The organism is Aerosakkonema funiforme FACHB-1375 (genome assembly GCF_014696265.1).
Lineage (GTDB): Bacteria > Cyanobacteriota > Cyanobacteriia > Cyanobacteriales > Aerosakkonemataceae > Aerosakkonema > Aerosakkonema funiforme_A.
The window spans coordinates 48,116-64,564 of sequence record NZ_JACJPW010000045.1; the positions used below are offsets into that span (position 1 = coordinate 48,116).

The following is a 16,449-nucleotide window of genomic DNA, read 5'->3' on the forward strand; positions in this document are numbered from 1 at the left end:
CCATGCAATACTGGTCGGTGTCTTTCCCCCAGATCGAACAGTTTAGGGGTACAAATCTATCATTTCAAAAAAAATTGATTTGTCAAGTGGGTTTTAAGGGAAATAAACAAATAATCTTGTTAAGAAAGTTGATGGATTATACTAAATCCGGGTTAACTACCCTTTTTTGTGCCTCATTGTCCCTTCTCCCGCTCCCCACTCCCCTATTTGCAGGGGCGGGCGGGCAGCATGGTACTGAAGCGACGGAACTCTGCCAGGTACTGTTCTAGGACGACAAACTGAGATAGATTGAGGCTGTAGTAAATCCAGCGTCCTTCCTGACGGGCGAACACCAAGCCCGCTTCTTTAAGGGTTTTCAGGTGAAACGAGAGTTTAGATTGAGTGACGTTCAATCGATCGCAGAGTTCGCAGACGCACAGCTCTTGAGAACGCAGCAGATCTAGGATCTGAAGCCGCAGGGGGTCAGATAGGGCATGAAAGCCAGCAACGATAGTATCCGGTGCGATCGCAGGTAGGTTTAGCATCAAGTTTTCTTGAAACGTCTCTTCAGCTATCCTACCTGATGAATCATGGAGTTCAGCAGCAACCGCCACCAGTGTAGTGCCAGGTGGAATCGGTGATTAAAATGTCATTTGACTTCATTGAGGCAAACTTAGCGGCAGTTTTATCGCACACAGCTGCTGGGACGCCACGCTGGAGGATATGTCCGGCGGAATCATCAAAAAACTCTTCCGCACCCATGTAAATTGCCGTTTTGCCGGTGAAAATACAAGGGCCATCTTCTGGAATTATCACTTTGAAGGAAACAGAATCAAGACTTTCCAATAGCAACGGTGCTTCCAAATTGTAGTTTTGACAGTCCAGAAGTCGGTAAGGACGACGGGCGCGGATTTCGACTTGACCGAAACCAGCACTGACGAGTTGCTGGATATACTGCTCGTAGGTTAAAGCGCCAGATAGGCACATAGCCCGCAAGCGATCGTCTTGTTGCAGGTGTGCCGGAATCGGACGAGTAGCAATGGGGTCGCTCATCAGCAGGCGTCCCCCCGGTTTGAGAACTCGGTAGGCTTCTTGCAGGGCTTTGGCTAAGTCGCTTGGTGCAAAGATATTAAACAGACAATTTTGAGCGACTACATCCACAGAAGCGTCTGGCACCGGCAGGGCAAAAGCATCGCCTTCCCGAATTTCCACATAACTGGGCTCAAACCAGTCATTTTTTAAGGCTGCGATCGCTAAATTGCGGTTAGCTGCTTCGCGCATGGCGGCGACCGGATCGACAGCAATTACGCCTGCGGGACGGCGGGAAAAGTAAGCAAATTGCAACGCTTCTAAGCCCCCACCTACGCCTACGTAAAGCACAGTTGGTTCGCCTGCCAGTTCGGTGGGATGTACGGTGGTGCCGCAACCATAGTTCATTTCGCGCATCTGACAGGGAACTTTCAGTCCTGGCAGTTGTAGGGGACTGCTTTGCACGCAACACAGACCTACTTGCGGTGTCTGTGCTACTTCCGAGTAAAATTCTGCGGCAGTTTCGAGATAACTCATTTTTGCCATCTGTAATTAGTTATTAGCTATTAGTCATTAGTGATTAGCTATTTGTAATTTGTCAATAATCCTTATCTTTTTTTAACTTTCCTGTCGAATAGGAATCTCAATGATAAACTCTGTCCCTTTACCTTGTTCGCTCAAACAGCGCAACTGTCCTCGGTGTTTTTCCACTACGATTTGGTAGCTAATCGACAAACCCAAGCCAGTACCTACACCAACAGGTTTGGTAGTAAAGAATGGATCGAATAGTTGCGATCGCACTGACTCGCTCATACCTGGGCCGTTATCGATGATGCGGATCGCTACGCAGTTGCTGTCCCACACTTCGGTGCGAATGCAAATACTGGGTAATGGGTGAGATTTTTCCTTACTACCCTCTTCCAGCGCGTCAATAGCATTCGTAATAATATTCATAAATACTTGATTGAGTTGACCGGGGTAGCAATTAATTTTAGGCAATTTCCCATATTCTTTAATTATCTGGACGCCCGGATGATCGGATCTTGCTTTGATACGATTGTGCAAAATCATTAAAGTACTATCGATACCTTCGTGAATATCGACTTCCTTCATTTGGCTTTCATCAAGCCGCGAGAAATTTCGCAGCGACATCACAATTTCGCGAATGCGATCGGCTCCTACTTTCATAGAAGACAATAGTTTCGGTAAATCTTCCATCAAGAATTCTAAGTCGATCGATTCCGCTTCTGCTTGGATTTCAGGTATGGGATTGGTGTAATGCTCTTGATAAAGTTCCACTAAACCCAAGAGGTCTTGGGCATATTCGCTGGCATGGCAGAGATTGCCGTAAATAAAGTTAACTGGGTTGTTAATTTCGTGGGCAACACCAGCCAGCAACTGACCCAAAGAAGACATTTTTTCACTCTGAATCAGTAGGGATTGAGCTTGTTTGAGTTCTTCTAAAGCTTGTTGAAGTTGGCAAGCTCTTTCTCGCTCTCGCGCTTCCGAATTTCGCAAAGCTTCCTCAGCTTGTTTGCGTTCGGTAATGTCGCGGGCGACACAATATATTAGCCCTTCTGCCACGACGGGAACGCAACTCCATGCCAGCCATTTGTAAGATCCATCTTTGCAGCGAAAGCGATTCTCGAAGTAGGGAGTAGTAACACCGCTGTTGAGCTTTTCTACTTCCGCAACTGTAGCAGCTTGGTCTTCAGGATGAACAAAATCGAAAAACGGTAGATTGAGGAAATGGGAGAGAGTATGGCCGAAGGTGTTTTCCCAAGCGGGATTGAGCCGTTTAAAATAGCCGTCCACACTGGCGACGGCAAGCATATCAAAAGAAAGATGAAAAATGCGGTTTAGTTCGGCTTGTACTTGCTTGCGATCGCTGATATCTTCAACTACTGCGATCGCATACTTGGCTGTGCCGTTAGAAGAACGTCGCAGGGAAACCGTCAAATTAATCCAAACAGACGCTCGATCTTTGCGAAGGTAACGCTTTTCGATGGAATAGTTCTGAATTTCACCTAACAATAACTGACGCAAATATTCCATGTGAAGATTTACGTCGTCGGGATGGCTAATTTCCTGAAAAGTGCTACTCAGCAACTCTTCGCGGGTGTAACCTACGATGTCGCAAAGTTTTTGATTAACTCTTAACCACCGACCGTCTAATCCAATATGAGCTATACCGACTGCTGCTTGCTCAAACGTGGCGCGGAATCGCTGCTCGCTTTCTCGCAATTCCTGTTCGATTCGTTCGCGATCGCGTATTTCCCGGCGTAGCTTTGCCAATGCTACAGCCATATCGGCGCTACTTGCCTCATCACTGGCTAATAATTTATCAATTTCTTCTTCTATGCAACGATGAGAGGGTAGCACGAGGAATTCATCGAATTCATCTCCTCTGGCGATAAAGGCAGTTTGCTCAGTCCAGCAGTTTCTCCCGAACAGTTTGGTGCAGTATCCTGCCAGTTTGCCGGCTAACATAGCGCTACCCCAGCAGACACCAAGAGCTTTTTGATACCTCGCTTCCCAAGATTTTTTCACTCGGAAGCTACATTCTTGCTTTTCCCAATCTAGCGATACCAGCTGCCAATTTCCCCAACCTGCGACGAAAGCTACTTTACTCAGTTCTTGGAAACCTTCCGCAAAGTTGGGAAATTGGGAAATCACCTGCCAATCAGTTTCTACGCTTTTACGTCCCTCCCTTTGCAGGATGAGCGCAAAACGCTCTGTCCCTACCATTGCCTGCACGCCAGCCATCAAGCTAGCTAAAGTGGTATCGATCCACATCATCGCTACGGGTAAGTTTCCCAGCAGACATTGCTCCTGGGGATGCCATTCTATATCGAGTCCGCAGATGCGGATTTTGCGGATATCTGTCTGTGGCAATTGGGATTCTAATTCCACAATGCGATCGGACAGTGCCACCGCTTGCGATGTACGATCGGCTACATTGGCTTTGAGATCGTCAATCTCTTGGCGCAGAAGTGCCAACTCATCAATCAGTTGTTCTTTTGTTTTTTCACAATCTCTCACAAGGCGCTTCTCCCCGATCTTCCTCATTCAAACTTATTCCATCAGAAACCCGGTTGCTCAGGTTTTGTGGAAAATTCTGCAAGATGTGAGTTTTTGGACATTTGGCAGATCTAACCCAACCTATTACTAATATGGCTCAGGCAGACAATTATTTGAAAGAGTTAGCAGAGCAGAAAACCCAAACCTTACAGGGAATGCGATCGCTAGTTCCAAAAATCATCTAACTCCAGATCCCCTGCTTCTGCCTGGATTTCTTGGAAATAATCGCTTTGAGTAATGGCAGCAACTTCCTGTTGGCGCTTTTGCTGGTCAATTTCAATGCGGAGTTCTTGCAACTGGCGTTTGAGTTCTTCTTCTTTGCGCCTGCGTTCGGTGACATCTTGAATAATCCCTTCAAAATAAAGCACATTGCCATCTCCGTCGCGAACTGCACGGGCATCTTCCTGTACCCAAATGATACTGCCATCTTTGCGATAAGCTCGATACTCAAAGTTTTTCACTTTCCCTTCTGACTGCATCTGTTGATAGAAGTCATCCAAGCTGCTAGAGTCAACATAAATTTCGCTACCAATGTTGCCGACGGAAGCGATCATCTCATCCGCAGAATCGTAACCATAGGTACGTGCCATCGCCGGATTAACACTGATGTAACGACCGGAAGGAGTAGCTTGGAAAATCCCTTCTAGGGCGTTTTCAAAGATACTGCGGTAATTTTCTTCTGCGATCCGCAGTTCTTCATTTTTGGAGATCAGTGTTTGATAGAGGCGGGCATTTTCTAGAGAAATAGCTGCTTGGGACGATAAAATTTTGAGAACTTCCAAGCGATCGGGGGTAAAAGCACCTGTAGTGAGATTGTTTTCTAAGTAAAGAATGCCGATCGCTTTGCCTTGATTGACAATGGGAACACACAATAATGATTTCGGTTGGTGCTTGATTATATAGCGATCGGCTGCGAAGGTTGAATCTGTTGTCGCATTTGCCAGTACTAACACTTCTTCGGTACGAAAAACATAATTAATTACTGACAGAGGTATCTCTTCGCTTTCGCTGACAGGCACTGAGGGCAGGACTTTGACGGCAAGGTTTGTCTTATGACTATTTTCATTCTGTGAGCGATGATTTTCTAAATTCGGACACCCCGTTACAGCTTCAAGAACTAAATTTTCTCCCGAAATCAACATAAGAGCGCCTTTCGATGCTCCCGCATTTTCAATCGCTACTTCCATCAGCTTGGAGAGCAATTTACCCAAATCGATTTCTCCAGAGATAGCTTGAGAAGCTTTGATTACAGTTCCCAAATCCAGAAACTGGGACATACCGCCACTGGTAGAAGTGACGGTTGCTTTCTTCATCTCAAGAATTGTCTCTTGTCTGTCAAAGCTAGTTGTTTCTGGCAGAAACTCCGAGAGCAATTCTGGATAGCGTTTTTGTAAATCTGCAAGTTTTGCTGTAGCTCCCCAACGCTCGTAAGTGTAGTAGGCATCAGTTAGATATAATTTGGCGATTTTTTCTTTGCCCCACGCCAGATACATTTTGGCATAAAGTTCGTAAGCTAGGGCTTCTTCGTGGATAAATTCATTTTCTTTCGCGAGGGCGATCGCACGATCGTAGTAATAAGTTGCTTGCGTAAAATTACCAAGCACTCGATGCTGCTCTGCCTCCACCAAATAATATTTATGCAGATAATTCATCGGCGCATAGTACGTCCATTTCTGCATATTATCTTGATTCGCTTTGACTTTTTTGAATAGCTCGCCCCTATTCTTTTTCGTTTTATTAAATGTCTCTAAACGAGCTAAAGAATCATATAAATAAAATGCCGGAACGCTCAGCATTCCTGTCATACTGTCTAAATATTCTTCTGCCAAAGCAGCATTTTCAACAGCTTGATATGGCTGTCCGAACAGATAATAGAGAATCTGTTTGCTTAAATATATATTATGAAGTCCGATGCGATTATTTGTCGCGTGAAAATCTGCTAAAGATTGTTCCTCATTATAAGCTTCCCCCATTAAAACGCACGAATTTTCCGATTGTCCTTTTAAGTTCAATACTACTTGTCGAAATATTTCATTATAATTCAACGGTTTTTCTTGCTTCAACTGAGCTAGGGCATTACTGAAGGTTTTTATTTCTCGTTCAAGCTCTGTTAGTTCCAAACCGCAGAAAAAAGAGTACTGACATTTAAAAAATGCCGAATACCCTACGTGTTGCATATCTCCTGTTTCCAGTCCGCTTTTGTAGGACTCTTGCAGCAGCGATAAAGTTTCCCTGGCTTTATGTTTGCGATGCCAAGTAAACATCGGCACTTTGAAGAATATCTTACTCTTCAATTCTTTAGCATTTAAACGTTCCAATAACTTGAAAGCTAGTTCTCCAAATTGATAACCGTTTTCAATATCTTGGAACAGCCCGCATAAAATTCCCGCGTAATCAGCATAACTAGAAGTTGATAAGTTTGCGTTCCCATATTTGATAGACAACTTCACCTGTTCAAGACCCATCAGCATAAACAGGGGCGGGATAAGATTGTAGGCAGCAGGTGCTAAACTCGATATAATTCTCAGAGCTGCTTGTTTGCTGGCATCTTGCATCAAAGGCAGATTAATCAAGTCAGGTATGTTCTTACCTTTCAAATAAGCATTTGTTTCTTCTAATCCCCGCTGAATATCCGACTGCGTAGGCGAATTCGGTAAATCTACCCCCAATAGCTTCAGCACTTCTAGACCAACTTTAAGCGCCTCGTGTTGGTTAATTTGAGTGTAGGTATAAATTTTGGCTTCATAAACTTTCACTTTGTCGAGAACAGTTTTTGCGTGTTGCAGGACAACTGCTGCGAATTTTTCCATCTGCTCAAAGTCACCGTTTAAGTAGGACGCCTCTGTGACAGATTCGTACAGTCCCAAAGTTAAGTCATACTGATTTTGCCAACTAGAATCTGGTAACAATTCTATGCCAACAGTTAAATACCTAATAGCAGCTGCATAAGCAGTAGACGTCATAGCCTTACGTCCGGCAATTAGGTTTAACTGTGCAAGTTCGAGCCGTTCAGTTTGTTTGGTAATTAACTCTTTGCCAATATTTAATTGGTTGACAATATCAAAAATAATTTCTTCCCTTTCTTCGGAAGGAGTATTGCTTAATAACAGCTGCCCTATTTTCAGGTGAGTTGATTGTTTTTGGGATTCAGGGATCAGAAAATATCCAGCTTGCTGTACCCGATCGTGCAAAAATTTATAACGTACAGACGAATGGCGATCGTCTGCACTCGTAGGTTCAGATTCCTGAAATAGCTTGTAAACTTCCCCAACAGGAATAACAAGTCCTTCTTGCAAGGCTTTCCACAAATCAGCCGCTGTTTCGCCTTGAGATTTCTCGTGTACTATTGCCAGAGTTGCCAAGTCAAATTGGTTGCCGATACAAGCTCCCAATTTCAAAACTTCACGAGTATTGTCTGGAAACTTTTGCAACTGAGTTGCCATAAACTCGACTATATCATCGCTGAGGGATAGCGCCCGTACTCCTGCGATATCGCACTGCCAATAGCCGCTATTAAAGTCAAAAAATATTAAGCCTTCTTCATATAAGGATTTCAGAAATTGATTGCTAAAGAAAGGATTCCCTTTGGTTTTTTGAAAAACCAGTTCTGTTAAGGGCATTGCTCGTAATGGCGGACAGCTAAGGGTATCGGCAATCAAGCGATTTAGGGAAGTTTGGTTTAGCGGTGCTAATATAATTTGATTAATTATCGCTGATTCTTTGCGGATTTCGTCCAATGTGAGCATGAAGGGATGGGCGTCGGAAACTTCGTTATCCCGATAAGCACCAATTAGCAAAAGATTTTGGGTATTTTTATCGCTCATCAGCAATTGCATCAATTTTAAAGATGCTGAATCTGCCCATTGTAAGTCATCCAAAAAAATGACGAGGGGATGCTCTTTCGTTGCGAATACTTGAATAAAATTTTGAAATAGCAAATTGAAGCGACTTTGGGCTGCACTACCTTCCAGTTCTGCTAAGGGAGGTTGCTTGCCGATGAGGATTTCTAGTTCTGGGATAACATCAATAATTACTTGACCGTTTTCTCCTAAAGCTGCCAAGATTTTGGCTTTCCACTCGGCTAGGTCGGCGGCACTTTCGGTGAGCAATTGCCGTATGAGATTCTGGAATGCTTGTACCCAAGCAGAAAAGGGGATATCGCGCTTGAATTGGTCGTATTTACCTTTGATGAAGTAACCGCGCTGGCGGACTATAGGTTTGTGGACTTCATTGACTATGGCAGTTTTGCCAATTCCGGAAAATCCTGCTACCAGCATCATTTCCGTGCTTCCGGAACTCACTCTGTCAAAGGCGGCTAAGAGGGTTGCTACTTCTGGTTCTCTACCGTATAGCGTTTCTGGAATTGAGAAGCGCTCGGCGATATCCCTTTTTGCCAAGTCAAAGGGTGATATCCTACCTTTATCTGAGTATTCCTGCAAACACTTTTCCAGGTCGTGCTTGATACCAAATGCGGATTGATACCGCTCTTCTGCGGTTTTAGCCATCAGTTTGATTACCATGTTGCTCAATACCTGGGGGATGAGGGGATTTACATCAACAGGTGGAATTGGCTTTCTGGCAATGTGGCAATGGACTAATTCCATTGGGTCATCGGATTGAAAGGGAAGTTGTCCGGTGAGCAGTTCGTAGAAGCTAACTCCCAAGGAATAAAAATCGGTGCGATAGTCGATACTTTTGTTCATCCGTCCTGTCTGTTCGGGGGACATATAGGGTAGTGTCCCTTCCAGGACGTTTGGGTTTTGAATTTCCTGGTTTTCTTTTGGTAGTAGGGTGGAAATGCTGAAGTCAATCAGTTTGATTTGTCTGGTTTCTGGGTTAATCAGAATATTGTCGGGTTTAATATCTTTGTGAATAACGCGGTTTTGATATAATCCTTCTAAGCTCTCGACAACGTGGATGGCAATCTGGAGAAATTCTTGAAGGGAATCGGCGGATGTACCAAAACCTCTTTCCCCCCATTTCTGCATTTCTTCTGTGAGGGAAATACCGCCAAAGTCTTCCAGGACTAGAACTAACTTGCGATCGAAGGTTTGCAGTCGCAGGTGCTTGACAACTCCTGGCAAGTCAAGATTTTTAGCGATCGTATACTGATTGCGGAACTGCACCTGTTCGTTTAGGGGGGGATGATCGGACTTGAGTAGTTTGATAACTACTGGTTGAGTGTCTGATTCGGAAATGCCCCGATAAACTTCGGTTCTGGAACCTGAGTAGATCTGCTCAGTGAGGCGATAGCCAGGAATTGCGATCGAAGCCATTTTTTTTACAACCACTAATAAACTTTTATCTGTATTGTTTGAGGTATAGCCAAGAAGGATACTTTTTGTCAACCCTGCGGCTTGGCTTGACAGTCTTAGATCTGCGTATTTATATGGGATGGCGTCGGCGATCGCTATGTTCGCCAAAATATTTTCTGTTTGGTAAAGATGCTCACAATACACGCCACTATTAAGGTGTAAATAACTCCTTTAAGGAATCCGAGCCAGGGAGCTTTAGTATTTTCTATGACCCAGGGATCTATTTTGCTTAACACTAGGATTGGCCATACCAGATTTGCAAATCCCACGTAGGCAATCATTGGGTTTTGGCCATTATATATTAATATTTGTAAAGGTTTTTGGTATTTAAAAATATCTATTATTACAGTAAAAATAATTAATATGAAAAAAGCCATAGCTACAGTCACAAAATAGTAGCTAAAAGTGGCAGGATCTTTTTTAAGGCCGCCCTGAAATGGCTCAAAAAACAACCCCAAAAAAAGCCAATAAACGCCCCATTTATAGAAATTTTTGATTAAATATTCGGTTTCGTTGCTAGGTTTGCTGAAGAAAAACCAACATAGCCAACATATCACACCACTAAGTAAAGTTGTTTGCCATACCCATCTAGTTTGCAATCCAACCAGCAGCGCTAAGCAGTTAAATAATAGTAATAAAATAATACAATAAAAACGATTTTTAGGCCATTGGCGATTTAGCTTTTCAGATAATGCTTTGTCTTCAGTTGTTACGGACGGAACGATCGCATCTGCATCTGGGTTTGTGTGGAGCCAGTTTAAAATCAAATCCCCAGCAATAGTACCGGGTATTACTACGAACAAATAGGACAAATAAGCAAACTGAAAAATCCAGGGTATTGGGGAAGTTGACCAAAGCTGTCCGATCCAACTGTTACCAACGGTAGCTGACAAACGCACGGCGAATAATAAAGCCAAAAATCCCAGACGTAACCATAAATTTGACTTTGTAAACAACCAGACTAGGGAGCCAAAAACGGCTGTATTCGTCAGGACGATTAGGATAATATCGCTGCGATCGAGTGAAAAACCGCTGCCATCGGGATATCGCAGTTGAGAAAGCAGTATAATTGCCGATACCCATGCTGTCATAGTAATTGTTGTGCGTTGCCATTTTGGTAAAGAATCCGGCAAACGTACAAACATAAAAAACAGCAGTAAAAATCCCCACAAGGCAATTATCCATTTTTGGGGAGTATTGGCTTGACTGATTACAGTTGGGCGTAGATGCTCCAGAACTATAGCAAATGTTCCTAAAAAAAACCCTCTTTTGAGGATATATAAAATAAGTTGTATTTGATTATCTTTTTTGGCGATTCGACGAGACAGTGCTAGGGGTATGGCTGCTCCCATCGAAAATAAAAATAATGGAAATACGAGATCGACCCAGGTTAATCCGGGCAGATTGGGATTGTGGGTGTGGGTAGGCGGTGGTACTTGCGCGTGATACATCCAAGCGGGTAATATCCTGTAAGCGATCGTACCCGATAAGATCATTGTTAAAACAGCGAATCCACGCAGGGCATCTAAGGCGTAGGCGCGTTTTTGAGTTGGTGCAGAAATAGTTTTTTCCTCCTCTTAGCGGATGCAAGGATTTTGGAAAAGGCGATCGATCCGAAACAGCCCGTTTCAAGGCCAACCGAAGTCTCTATTATCGTAGAAATGCAGGCGTCCGAAGCCGAGAAACTGACCGTGTGTTTTCTCACCTGGGGGAAAAGCTGTGACTCCAAATAAGTAGACTCCAGCATATTTGGGATTGCGAATCGGATTGAGCGCAATTGTGACTGTTTTGCCTGGGGCTACTGGGGGATCGAATGCGATCGACAGCATCCGTTTATTATCATCCCTCATTACAGATCCTAGCGCTATTGTTTTACCTTTGTCCCCGCGTGTTCCCTCAAAGGCGCGGCTATCTTCCAAATCGAATTCAATATCATCTATTCCCTCTTGCTGGGTAATTGTCACTCTTTGCAGCGGTTCTCCCGCATTATTCGGTAGGCTGAGGGTAAAATAGTATTTGGCTCCCCACACATAAACGTCGTTAAAGGTCGTTGATGCAGAGACGAGGCTGGGAGGTTGGGCGAAGTAAACTGTGCCATCTGCTAAGCGAATCGCCGATGCTGCTGGGATGTTGGACAGCAGTCCTGCCGTCAGCGCTAACGTTGTTCCTAAAATGGTAGAAATACGCATCGTCCTTTACCAAAATTAATCTTTAAAAAGCGAAAGGAAAATTACTTAACAGATTATTGTTGAGTTAACTTAGTTCTTAACAATTATTATATTAACTTTTTTAAATAGCTTTGACAGTTTACTCTGTAAAAATATTTCACACTTGTTGCAAAAGATTTTAGTTAAGCTAAAGGTAACGCCTAAAGCAAGGAAATTATATGTCTGCTTTTTCTAGCGTTGAATTAAAACGCCCCGTATGGCAAACGGTAGTTATTTTTACCTTGGCCTTTTGGCTAAGCGCAACGCTGATTCTCGATTTAGTAATTATGCCCGGTATGTATGCGGCGGGTATGATGAATCAAGCCGGATTTGCCACGGCTGGGTATATTATTTTCTGGTTTTTTAACCGCATCGAGCTATTATGTGCTGCTTTGGTCTTAACAGGAGCTCTCATTCTCGATCGCACTCATTATATTGCTGGCAAGCAGAGCCGTAACGCAATTATCTTATCTTCCATACTTCTGACGATCGCTCTGATTTGCACCTATGCCTTGAGTCCCCAAATGAGTGCGCTGGGATTAAATCTCAATCTTTTTGAGCCTGTTGCTGAAGTTCCTGGCACGATGAATATGCTTCACGAAAGCTATTGGGCTCTCGATCTTGTCAAACTGATTGCTGGTGGTGCGATTCTCAGCCTGTGCTATCGGGAACGCTCGTAAGGTAGGGTGGGCAATGCCCACCATCCAGATTGAAACATTGTTGGGGTGGGCATTGCCCACCCTAAATTTTTTAATCGGACGAATCGGCTGCGGGCCAAAGCAAACGCACCGCCATAAAAGCAAAACCGATCGCTGCGATCGTCTTTACCAGACGGACAGGCAACAGAACAGATGCCCCTTCTCCTGCCAGTACGCCCAGAAAGCTAGTCAGCAGTAACGCCCCAGCCGTTCCGAAAAATACTGTGCGCGGAAATTTAGAACTGCCGCTGAGAGCGATCGCCGCCAGTTGGCTTTTGTCTCCCAACTCAGACAAAAATACCGTAATGAAACTTAATCCCAACAGATTCCAGTCGAGCATATTAATTTTGAATTTTGGAATTTATACTGTAGCGGTTTAGTAGTGGGCGACTTCCCAGAACAGCTGGATGGCGATGAATAGCAAACTCACACCCGCTGCTTTTTTGAGCATTTGCGGAGATATGCGGTTTGCTAACCAGCAACCCACCATGCACCCCAACAAGCTCGTCGCCACAAGCGCTGAGGACGCCCCAGCAAAAACAAGCCAGGGAGACTGAGATTGGGCACTCATCAGCAGCGTCGCTACCTGGGTTTTGTCTCCCATTTCGGACAGGAAGATGGTCAAAAAAGTCGAGCCGAAGACAGCTAACGCTCCCTGCCGCACTTTTTGAGCTTGTCGGATCTGGGTTGTGTTGTCGGCAGGTTCGCCCTCAGTCGAGTCTGTCGGTTTTGGCTCGCTTGCAGGTTCCAGGGTGCTAAGACTCTGACTGACTGATTCAAAAGCAGGCAAGCTCACAGATGCAGAGGATAGTTTCACAGGCACTTTGGCTAACTACTCAGTTTTTTCATATTTTTTTCATTTTATCTGCTCCGGCACGAAATCTCACCCAGGAGGGAGGGAAATTTTACAGCCAACCAAAAAAAGCGCAACACCGGATGCGATCGGGCTGTGTTGCGCTTGTGTATATGCAGCTAACTCGGTTGCATATTGGAATTCGAGCGTAGCGAGAGATTTTTTGCAAACGATCGCGACCAATTCCACCGCCTCGCTAGGCATTGCCAGAGAATTTATGCGTTAGATCGGGTTTTGAAAAAAAACCAACCAAGTTTTCGATAAATAAATTGTACGTTTTAGATCGATCGGCTAGTTCTATTTGTTTGGAATCTGTTTCGGGAGGATGTATAAAGAATTCCTCCCCGGCGTCCTCGGTTGTGGCACAGTCTTCCGAGTTAAAGGTAAATGTAAATAGAGGAATTTCTTCTAATAACCCAGCAAACATCAATCGGAAAGCTGCTTGCTGAACTTTAACAGTAGGTTGATTTATTTGCTTAGCGATACTACTAATAGATAGGGTGCCATCAGCATATTCCCAAATCTGCCATTCTAAGGAATTCAGTGGCAGTAGAGGTTTCCCCGATACGATACTTTGAATTGCAGAACTAGAATCGGGAATTACATCAGCAAAACCATCCCAGTTGGAGAGCGATCTCAACCCCGCGAGAGCGACTTCCATCGCGGGAATGCTCAAGCCAGTCATCTCGGCAGTTGGTAAAGTAGCTCTACAGTCGAAATCAAATTTACCACTATGTATGTTGAAAAATCCACATATTTCGCGGATCTGGGCTGTAAAAAGTGAGTTAAGCTGTTCTGCTTGTAAAGCACCTTGAGCCTTTAAAGTTAACCCTAAAGGAGCTTCTTGTTGAGAAAGTTTTTGCAGCCGTTGAATCGCTCGCTGACTCAACCAACCTTTTTCCACGATCTTAGAAATTAAACCTTGACCGTCGAGGCGGTCGCCAGCCGCTACGATCCGTCCTTGCTGAAACCAAATGTAGTATGATTTTTGAGCTTCCGAAACAGGAAAATCTACCGGAATCGATAAGGTTAACCGACCGGACTTTCCTTCTCGTTCAATGATTCGGAATAATTCTGCTAAGGAAAAGTCTTCAATACAACTGGCTAGAGTCATTTCTGCAACCCCTATTTGCCTTTAGTTAATAAGGTTAGGCGATATATGAGCGATCGCTCAACTTTACTTAAATCTTAGATTAAAAGCAAATAGTGAAAAAGTTGAGAAAACTAGGGATTAGCCAAAATTAAGAAATTGTGTAGATTAGTTCATCGTTATTCGTTAGTTCATAGAGCGCCAGTTCATTAGAATAAATTGACAAACATAATAAAATATGTATTCTGTAAAGGCAAAGCATACCCTTCGGGAACTGCTACTCCTTCAGAGAAGGCTATGCGTTTACGCGCAGGCTACGCCAACGCGATCGCAGAACGGGTGACAATTCATAACTCAAATCCAAATTTTTCTGGCCAGGGCAATAGCCTGCCGTCAGGTAGGCTATCGCTCTGGCCTGTATGTGCAGACAAATACACTATGTTGCTTTTCTCAAAAGCGATTAATCGACTGACGCTCTAGTTCGGTGATGGATTTGGATTGCTTCCTGTGAGTCGATCGAACACAAAGCGAGACATTTGGGGAAAGAATTTCCAATTGCTGGAGTAGGTGCGATCGCTTCCTAAAATAGCCAAAATGTAAGCTACTTGACCATCTCTTGTCTTCACAAAAGCAACCTCGTGCCGCGAAGTAGAAGTCCATCCGGCCTTAGAAGCAAAGTCAACACTATCCGGTGGTAAAGATTCACCAAAAAAACCCCTGATCGGGTTGAAACCTCCTATGCGAGCCGAATCTACATCCCAAGCTTCTGGATGCAAATCCCTAGCCAGCAAACGAACCATTTTTCGACTAGCTGCCTCTGAAACTGACTTGCCGGTCACAATTTCATACATCAGTCTGGCAACTTGATCGCTGCTAATTTTATTCTGCATGGGATCTTCTGGATCTTTCCACATTTGCATCTCTCTACCTTCTGGTTTTTGCAGCTTCAAGTAACCGATTGGGTAAGTTTTTTGGTTGAGAATGATGCCTTCGTACCCAGCTTTTTGGAAAAAATTATTCAGCTGCTGACGCTTATCGAACCACTCCTGATACTCTTCGCCTTTTAATCTCGTTCCTGATTTTGCGCCAGTAACTACGTCTATAATACGACTAGCGGCATCATTTGATGAGTTTTGAATCATCCGATAAAGGTCTACACTAAAGGCTGCTTCATCTGTAAAAATACCTTGTTCTAACAGAGCGTATACATAAACCATCCAAAACATTTTGATAACGCTGGCAGGATACCGCAATTCCTGTTGTTGATATCCAGCAATTTCGCCTGTTTTGACGTTAATTAGAGTGATTGATAGAGAGTCTGTTGGCAAGTTTTTTTCATCTGCCATATTGACAAGTTCATCAACAATAGCTTGCAAATCTTGGCTTTGTTTCAGATCTGGAGTGGTATTGACGTTGTAGACTATTTCCACATTTTCTGGCGTCTGCTCCGAGAAACTTGCCAATGCAACTGTCCCAGTCGAGGCGGGAATTTCTGGCGGTGCTAAAGGAGATTCCGGCAATAGTAGCACATTGGTAGGAGTGGGTTGGGGAGATGGCTCCGGTGCCGGAGGTCGATACACCAACCGCACCACTATTAATCCTACAAGGAAAAACACTGCCGCTACTCCCAAGGCTATGCCAGCCAATCGCAACTGATATGCTCTGGCTAAGCGACGTTTCGGGGTAAGCCTCCTAGTGCGATCGGTCTGTTCTCGCGGAGAATGTTTAGCTCGGCGTCGTCTTCTTCTACGGCTTGGTTGTTTTTCCGGTAAGAGCGGAATATCCTTGATGCGGCTTGGCTGTCTTTCCGGTAAAACAGGAATATCTTTGAGCGAAAGTGCAGATTGATGCTTATCCCGTTTCTGCAATGAGAAAAGCTGTTTTTGCAACTCGGTATTGTTCTGCTGCAACCGCTTGATAAATCGATTGGCGCGATTTAGTTTTTCCTCAAGCTCACTAATCCTTTGATAAGGGCTTTTGGATTGATATGGTTCTCGCTGTCTCACTCCTACCTCACTCCTACACCTTTTTGCTTTAATCGCTTGGTCTGTATTATCTTAGACTGGCTGCTTTTTTGGTAAAAAACTGTTCGTTAGGGACTAGGGGCTAGGGGTTAGGGGTTAGGGGTTAGGGAAAAGGGGCTAGGAGTTAGGGAAAAGGGAAAAGGGAAAAGGGAAAAGATTTATTTTTCTGCTCC

General features: G+C 44.1%; 13 protein-coding genes. 3 read left to right on the plus strand and 10 right to left on the minus strand.

Going from position 1 to position 16,449, the window contains the following annotated elements; all coding sequences use genetic code 11:
- Positions 1-203: 203 nt before the first annotated feature.
- The 3 genes from H6G03_RS18320 to H6G03_RS18330 all read right to left on the minus strand — a co-directional run bounded on the left by H6G03_RS18320 (position 204) and on the right by H6G03_RS18330 (position 4,050).
- Positions 204-524: an ArsR/SmtB family transcription factor gene (locus H6G03_RS18320; RefSeq protein ID WP_190466340.1), complete on the minus strand. Its 321-nt coding sequence runs from the start codon at positions 522-524 to the stop codon at positions 204-206.
- Positions 525-576: 52 nt separating this feature from the next.
- Entirely contained in the window at positions 577-1,545 is a 969-nt protein-coding gene (gene arsM, locus H6G03_RS18325) for an arsenosugar biosynthesis arsenite methyltransferase ArsM (RefSeq protein WP_190466307.1), read from the minus strand.
- An 81-nt stretch (positions 1,546-1,626) separates the two neighbouring features.
- Positions 1,627-4,050 (minus strand): PAS domain S-box protein, encoded by a 2,424-nt coding sequence (locus H6G03_RS18330; RefSeq protein WP_190466310.1) that lies wholly within the window; start codon positions 4,048-4,050, stop codon positions 1,627-1,629.
- 101 nt (positions 4,051-4,151) lie between these two features.
- Here H6G03_RS18330 and H6G03_RS38860 point away from each other — a divergent pair, with 101 nt between their 5' ends.
- Positions 4,152-4,274 carry a hypothetical protein gene (locus tag H6G03_RS38860; protein ID WP_255512247.1) on the plus strand — a complete coding sequence of 41 codons (123 nt, stop codon included), beginning with the start codon at positions 4,152-4,154 and terminating at the stop codon, positions 4,272-4,274.
- On the opposite strand, the gene H6G03_RS18335 is transcribed toward H6G03_RS38860, so the two are convergent.
- The 3 genes from H6G03_RS18335 to H6G03_RS18345 all read right to left on the minus strand — a co-directional run bounded on the left by H6G03_RS18335 (position 4,254) and on the right by H6G03_RS18345 (position 11,593).
- On the minus strand, positions 4,254-9,365 hold the full coding sequence (locus tag H6G03_RS18335; protein WP_242060426.1) for an AAA family ATPase: 5,112 nt from the start codon (positions 9,363-9,365) through the stop codon (positions 4,254-4,256). The genes H6G03_RS38860 and H6G03_RS18335 overlap by 21 nt on opposite strands.
- Positions 9,366-9,499: 134 nt before the next feature.
- Positions 9,500-10,966, minus strand: a complete 1,467-nt coding sequence (locus tag H6G03_RS18340) for a DUF5009 domain-containing protein (RefSeq protein ID WP_322111933.1) — start codon at positions 10,964-10,966, stop codon at positions 9,500-9,502.
- 66 nt (positions 10,967-11,032) lie between these two features.
- Positions 11,033-11,593, minus strand: coding sequence for a DUF2808 domain-containing protein (locus tag H6G03_RS18345; protein ID WP_190466316.1), 561 nt, complete (start codon positions 11,591-11,593; stop codon positions 11,033-11,035).
- Between the two features lie 197 nt (positions 11,594-11,790).
- On the opposite strand from H6G03_RS18345, the gene H6G03_RS18350 reads away from it, so the two are divergent.
- Positions 11,791-12,291 carry a DUF4149 domain-containing protein gene (locus H6G03_RS18350; RefSeq protein ID WP_190466318.1) on the plus strand — a complete coding sequence of 167 codons (501 nt, stop codon included), beginning with the start codon at positions 11,791-11,793 and terminating at the stop codon, positions 12,289-12,291.
- A 70-nt stretch (positions 12,292-12,361) separates the two neighbouring features.
- Here the strand turns inward: H6G03_RS18350 and H6G03_RS18355 are convergent, their stop codons facing one another.
- The 3 genes from H6G03_RS18355 to H6G03_RS18365 all read right to left on the minus strand — a co-directional run bounded on the left by H6G03_RS18355 (position 12,362) and on the right by H6G03_RS18365 (position 14,276).
- Complete coding sequence (locus tag H6G03_RS18355) at positions 12,362-12,649, minus strand: TMEM165/GDT1 family protein (protein ID WP_190466321.1); 288 nt, start codon at positions 12,647-12,649, stop codon at positions 12,362-12,364.
- A 36-nt stretch (positions 12,650-12,685) separates the two neighbouring features.
- Positions 12,686-13,132 (minus strand): TMEM165/GDT1 family protein, encoded by a 447-nt coding sequence (locus tag H6G03_RS18360; RefSeq protein ID WP_322111931.1) that lies wholly within the window; start codon positions 13,130-13,132, stop codon positions 12,686-12,688.
- Positions 13,133-13,358: 226 nt separating this feature from the next.
- On the minus strand, positions 13,359-14,276 hold the full coding sequence (locus H6G03_RS18365) for a DUF4388 domain-containing protein (protein ID WP_190466324.1): 918 nt from the start codon (positions 14,274-14,276) through the stop codon (positions 13,359-13,361).
- 273 nt (positions 14,277-14,549) lie between these two features.
- Between H6G03_RS18365 and H6G03_RS18370 the strand changes: the two genes are divergently transcribed.
- A complete protein-coding gene (locus tag H6G03_RS18370) occupies positions 14,550-14,732 on the plus strand; it encodes a hypothetical protein (RefSeq protein WP_190466325.1) in 183 nt (60 codons plus the stop codon).
- On the opposite strand, the gene H6G03_RS39285 is transcribed toward H6G03_RS18370, so the two are convergent.
- Positions 14,729-16,258 carry a serine hydrolase gene (locus H6G03_RS39285; protein ID WP_190466327.1) on the minus strand — a complete coding sequence of 510 codons (1,530 nt, stop codon included), beginning with the start codon at positions 16,256-16,258 and terminating at the stop codon, positions 14,729-14,731. The two genes, H6G03_RS18370 and H6G03_RS39285, sit on opposite strands and share 4 nt — an antisense overlap.
- Between the last annotated feature and the right edge of the window lie 191 nt (positions 16,259-16,449).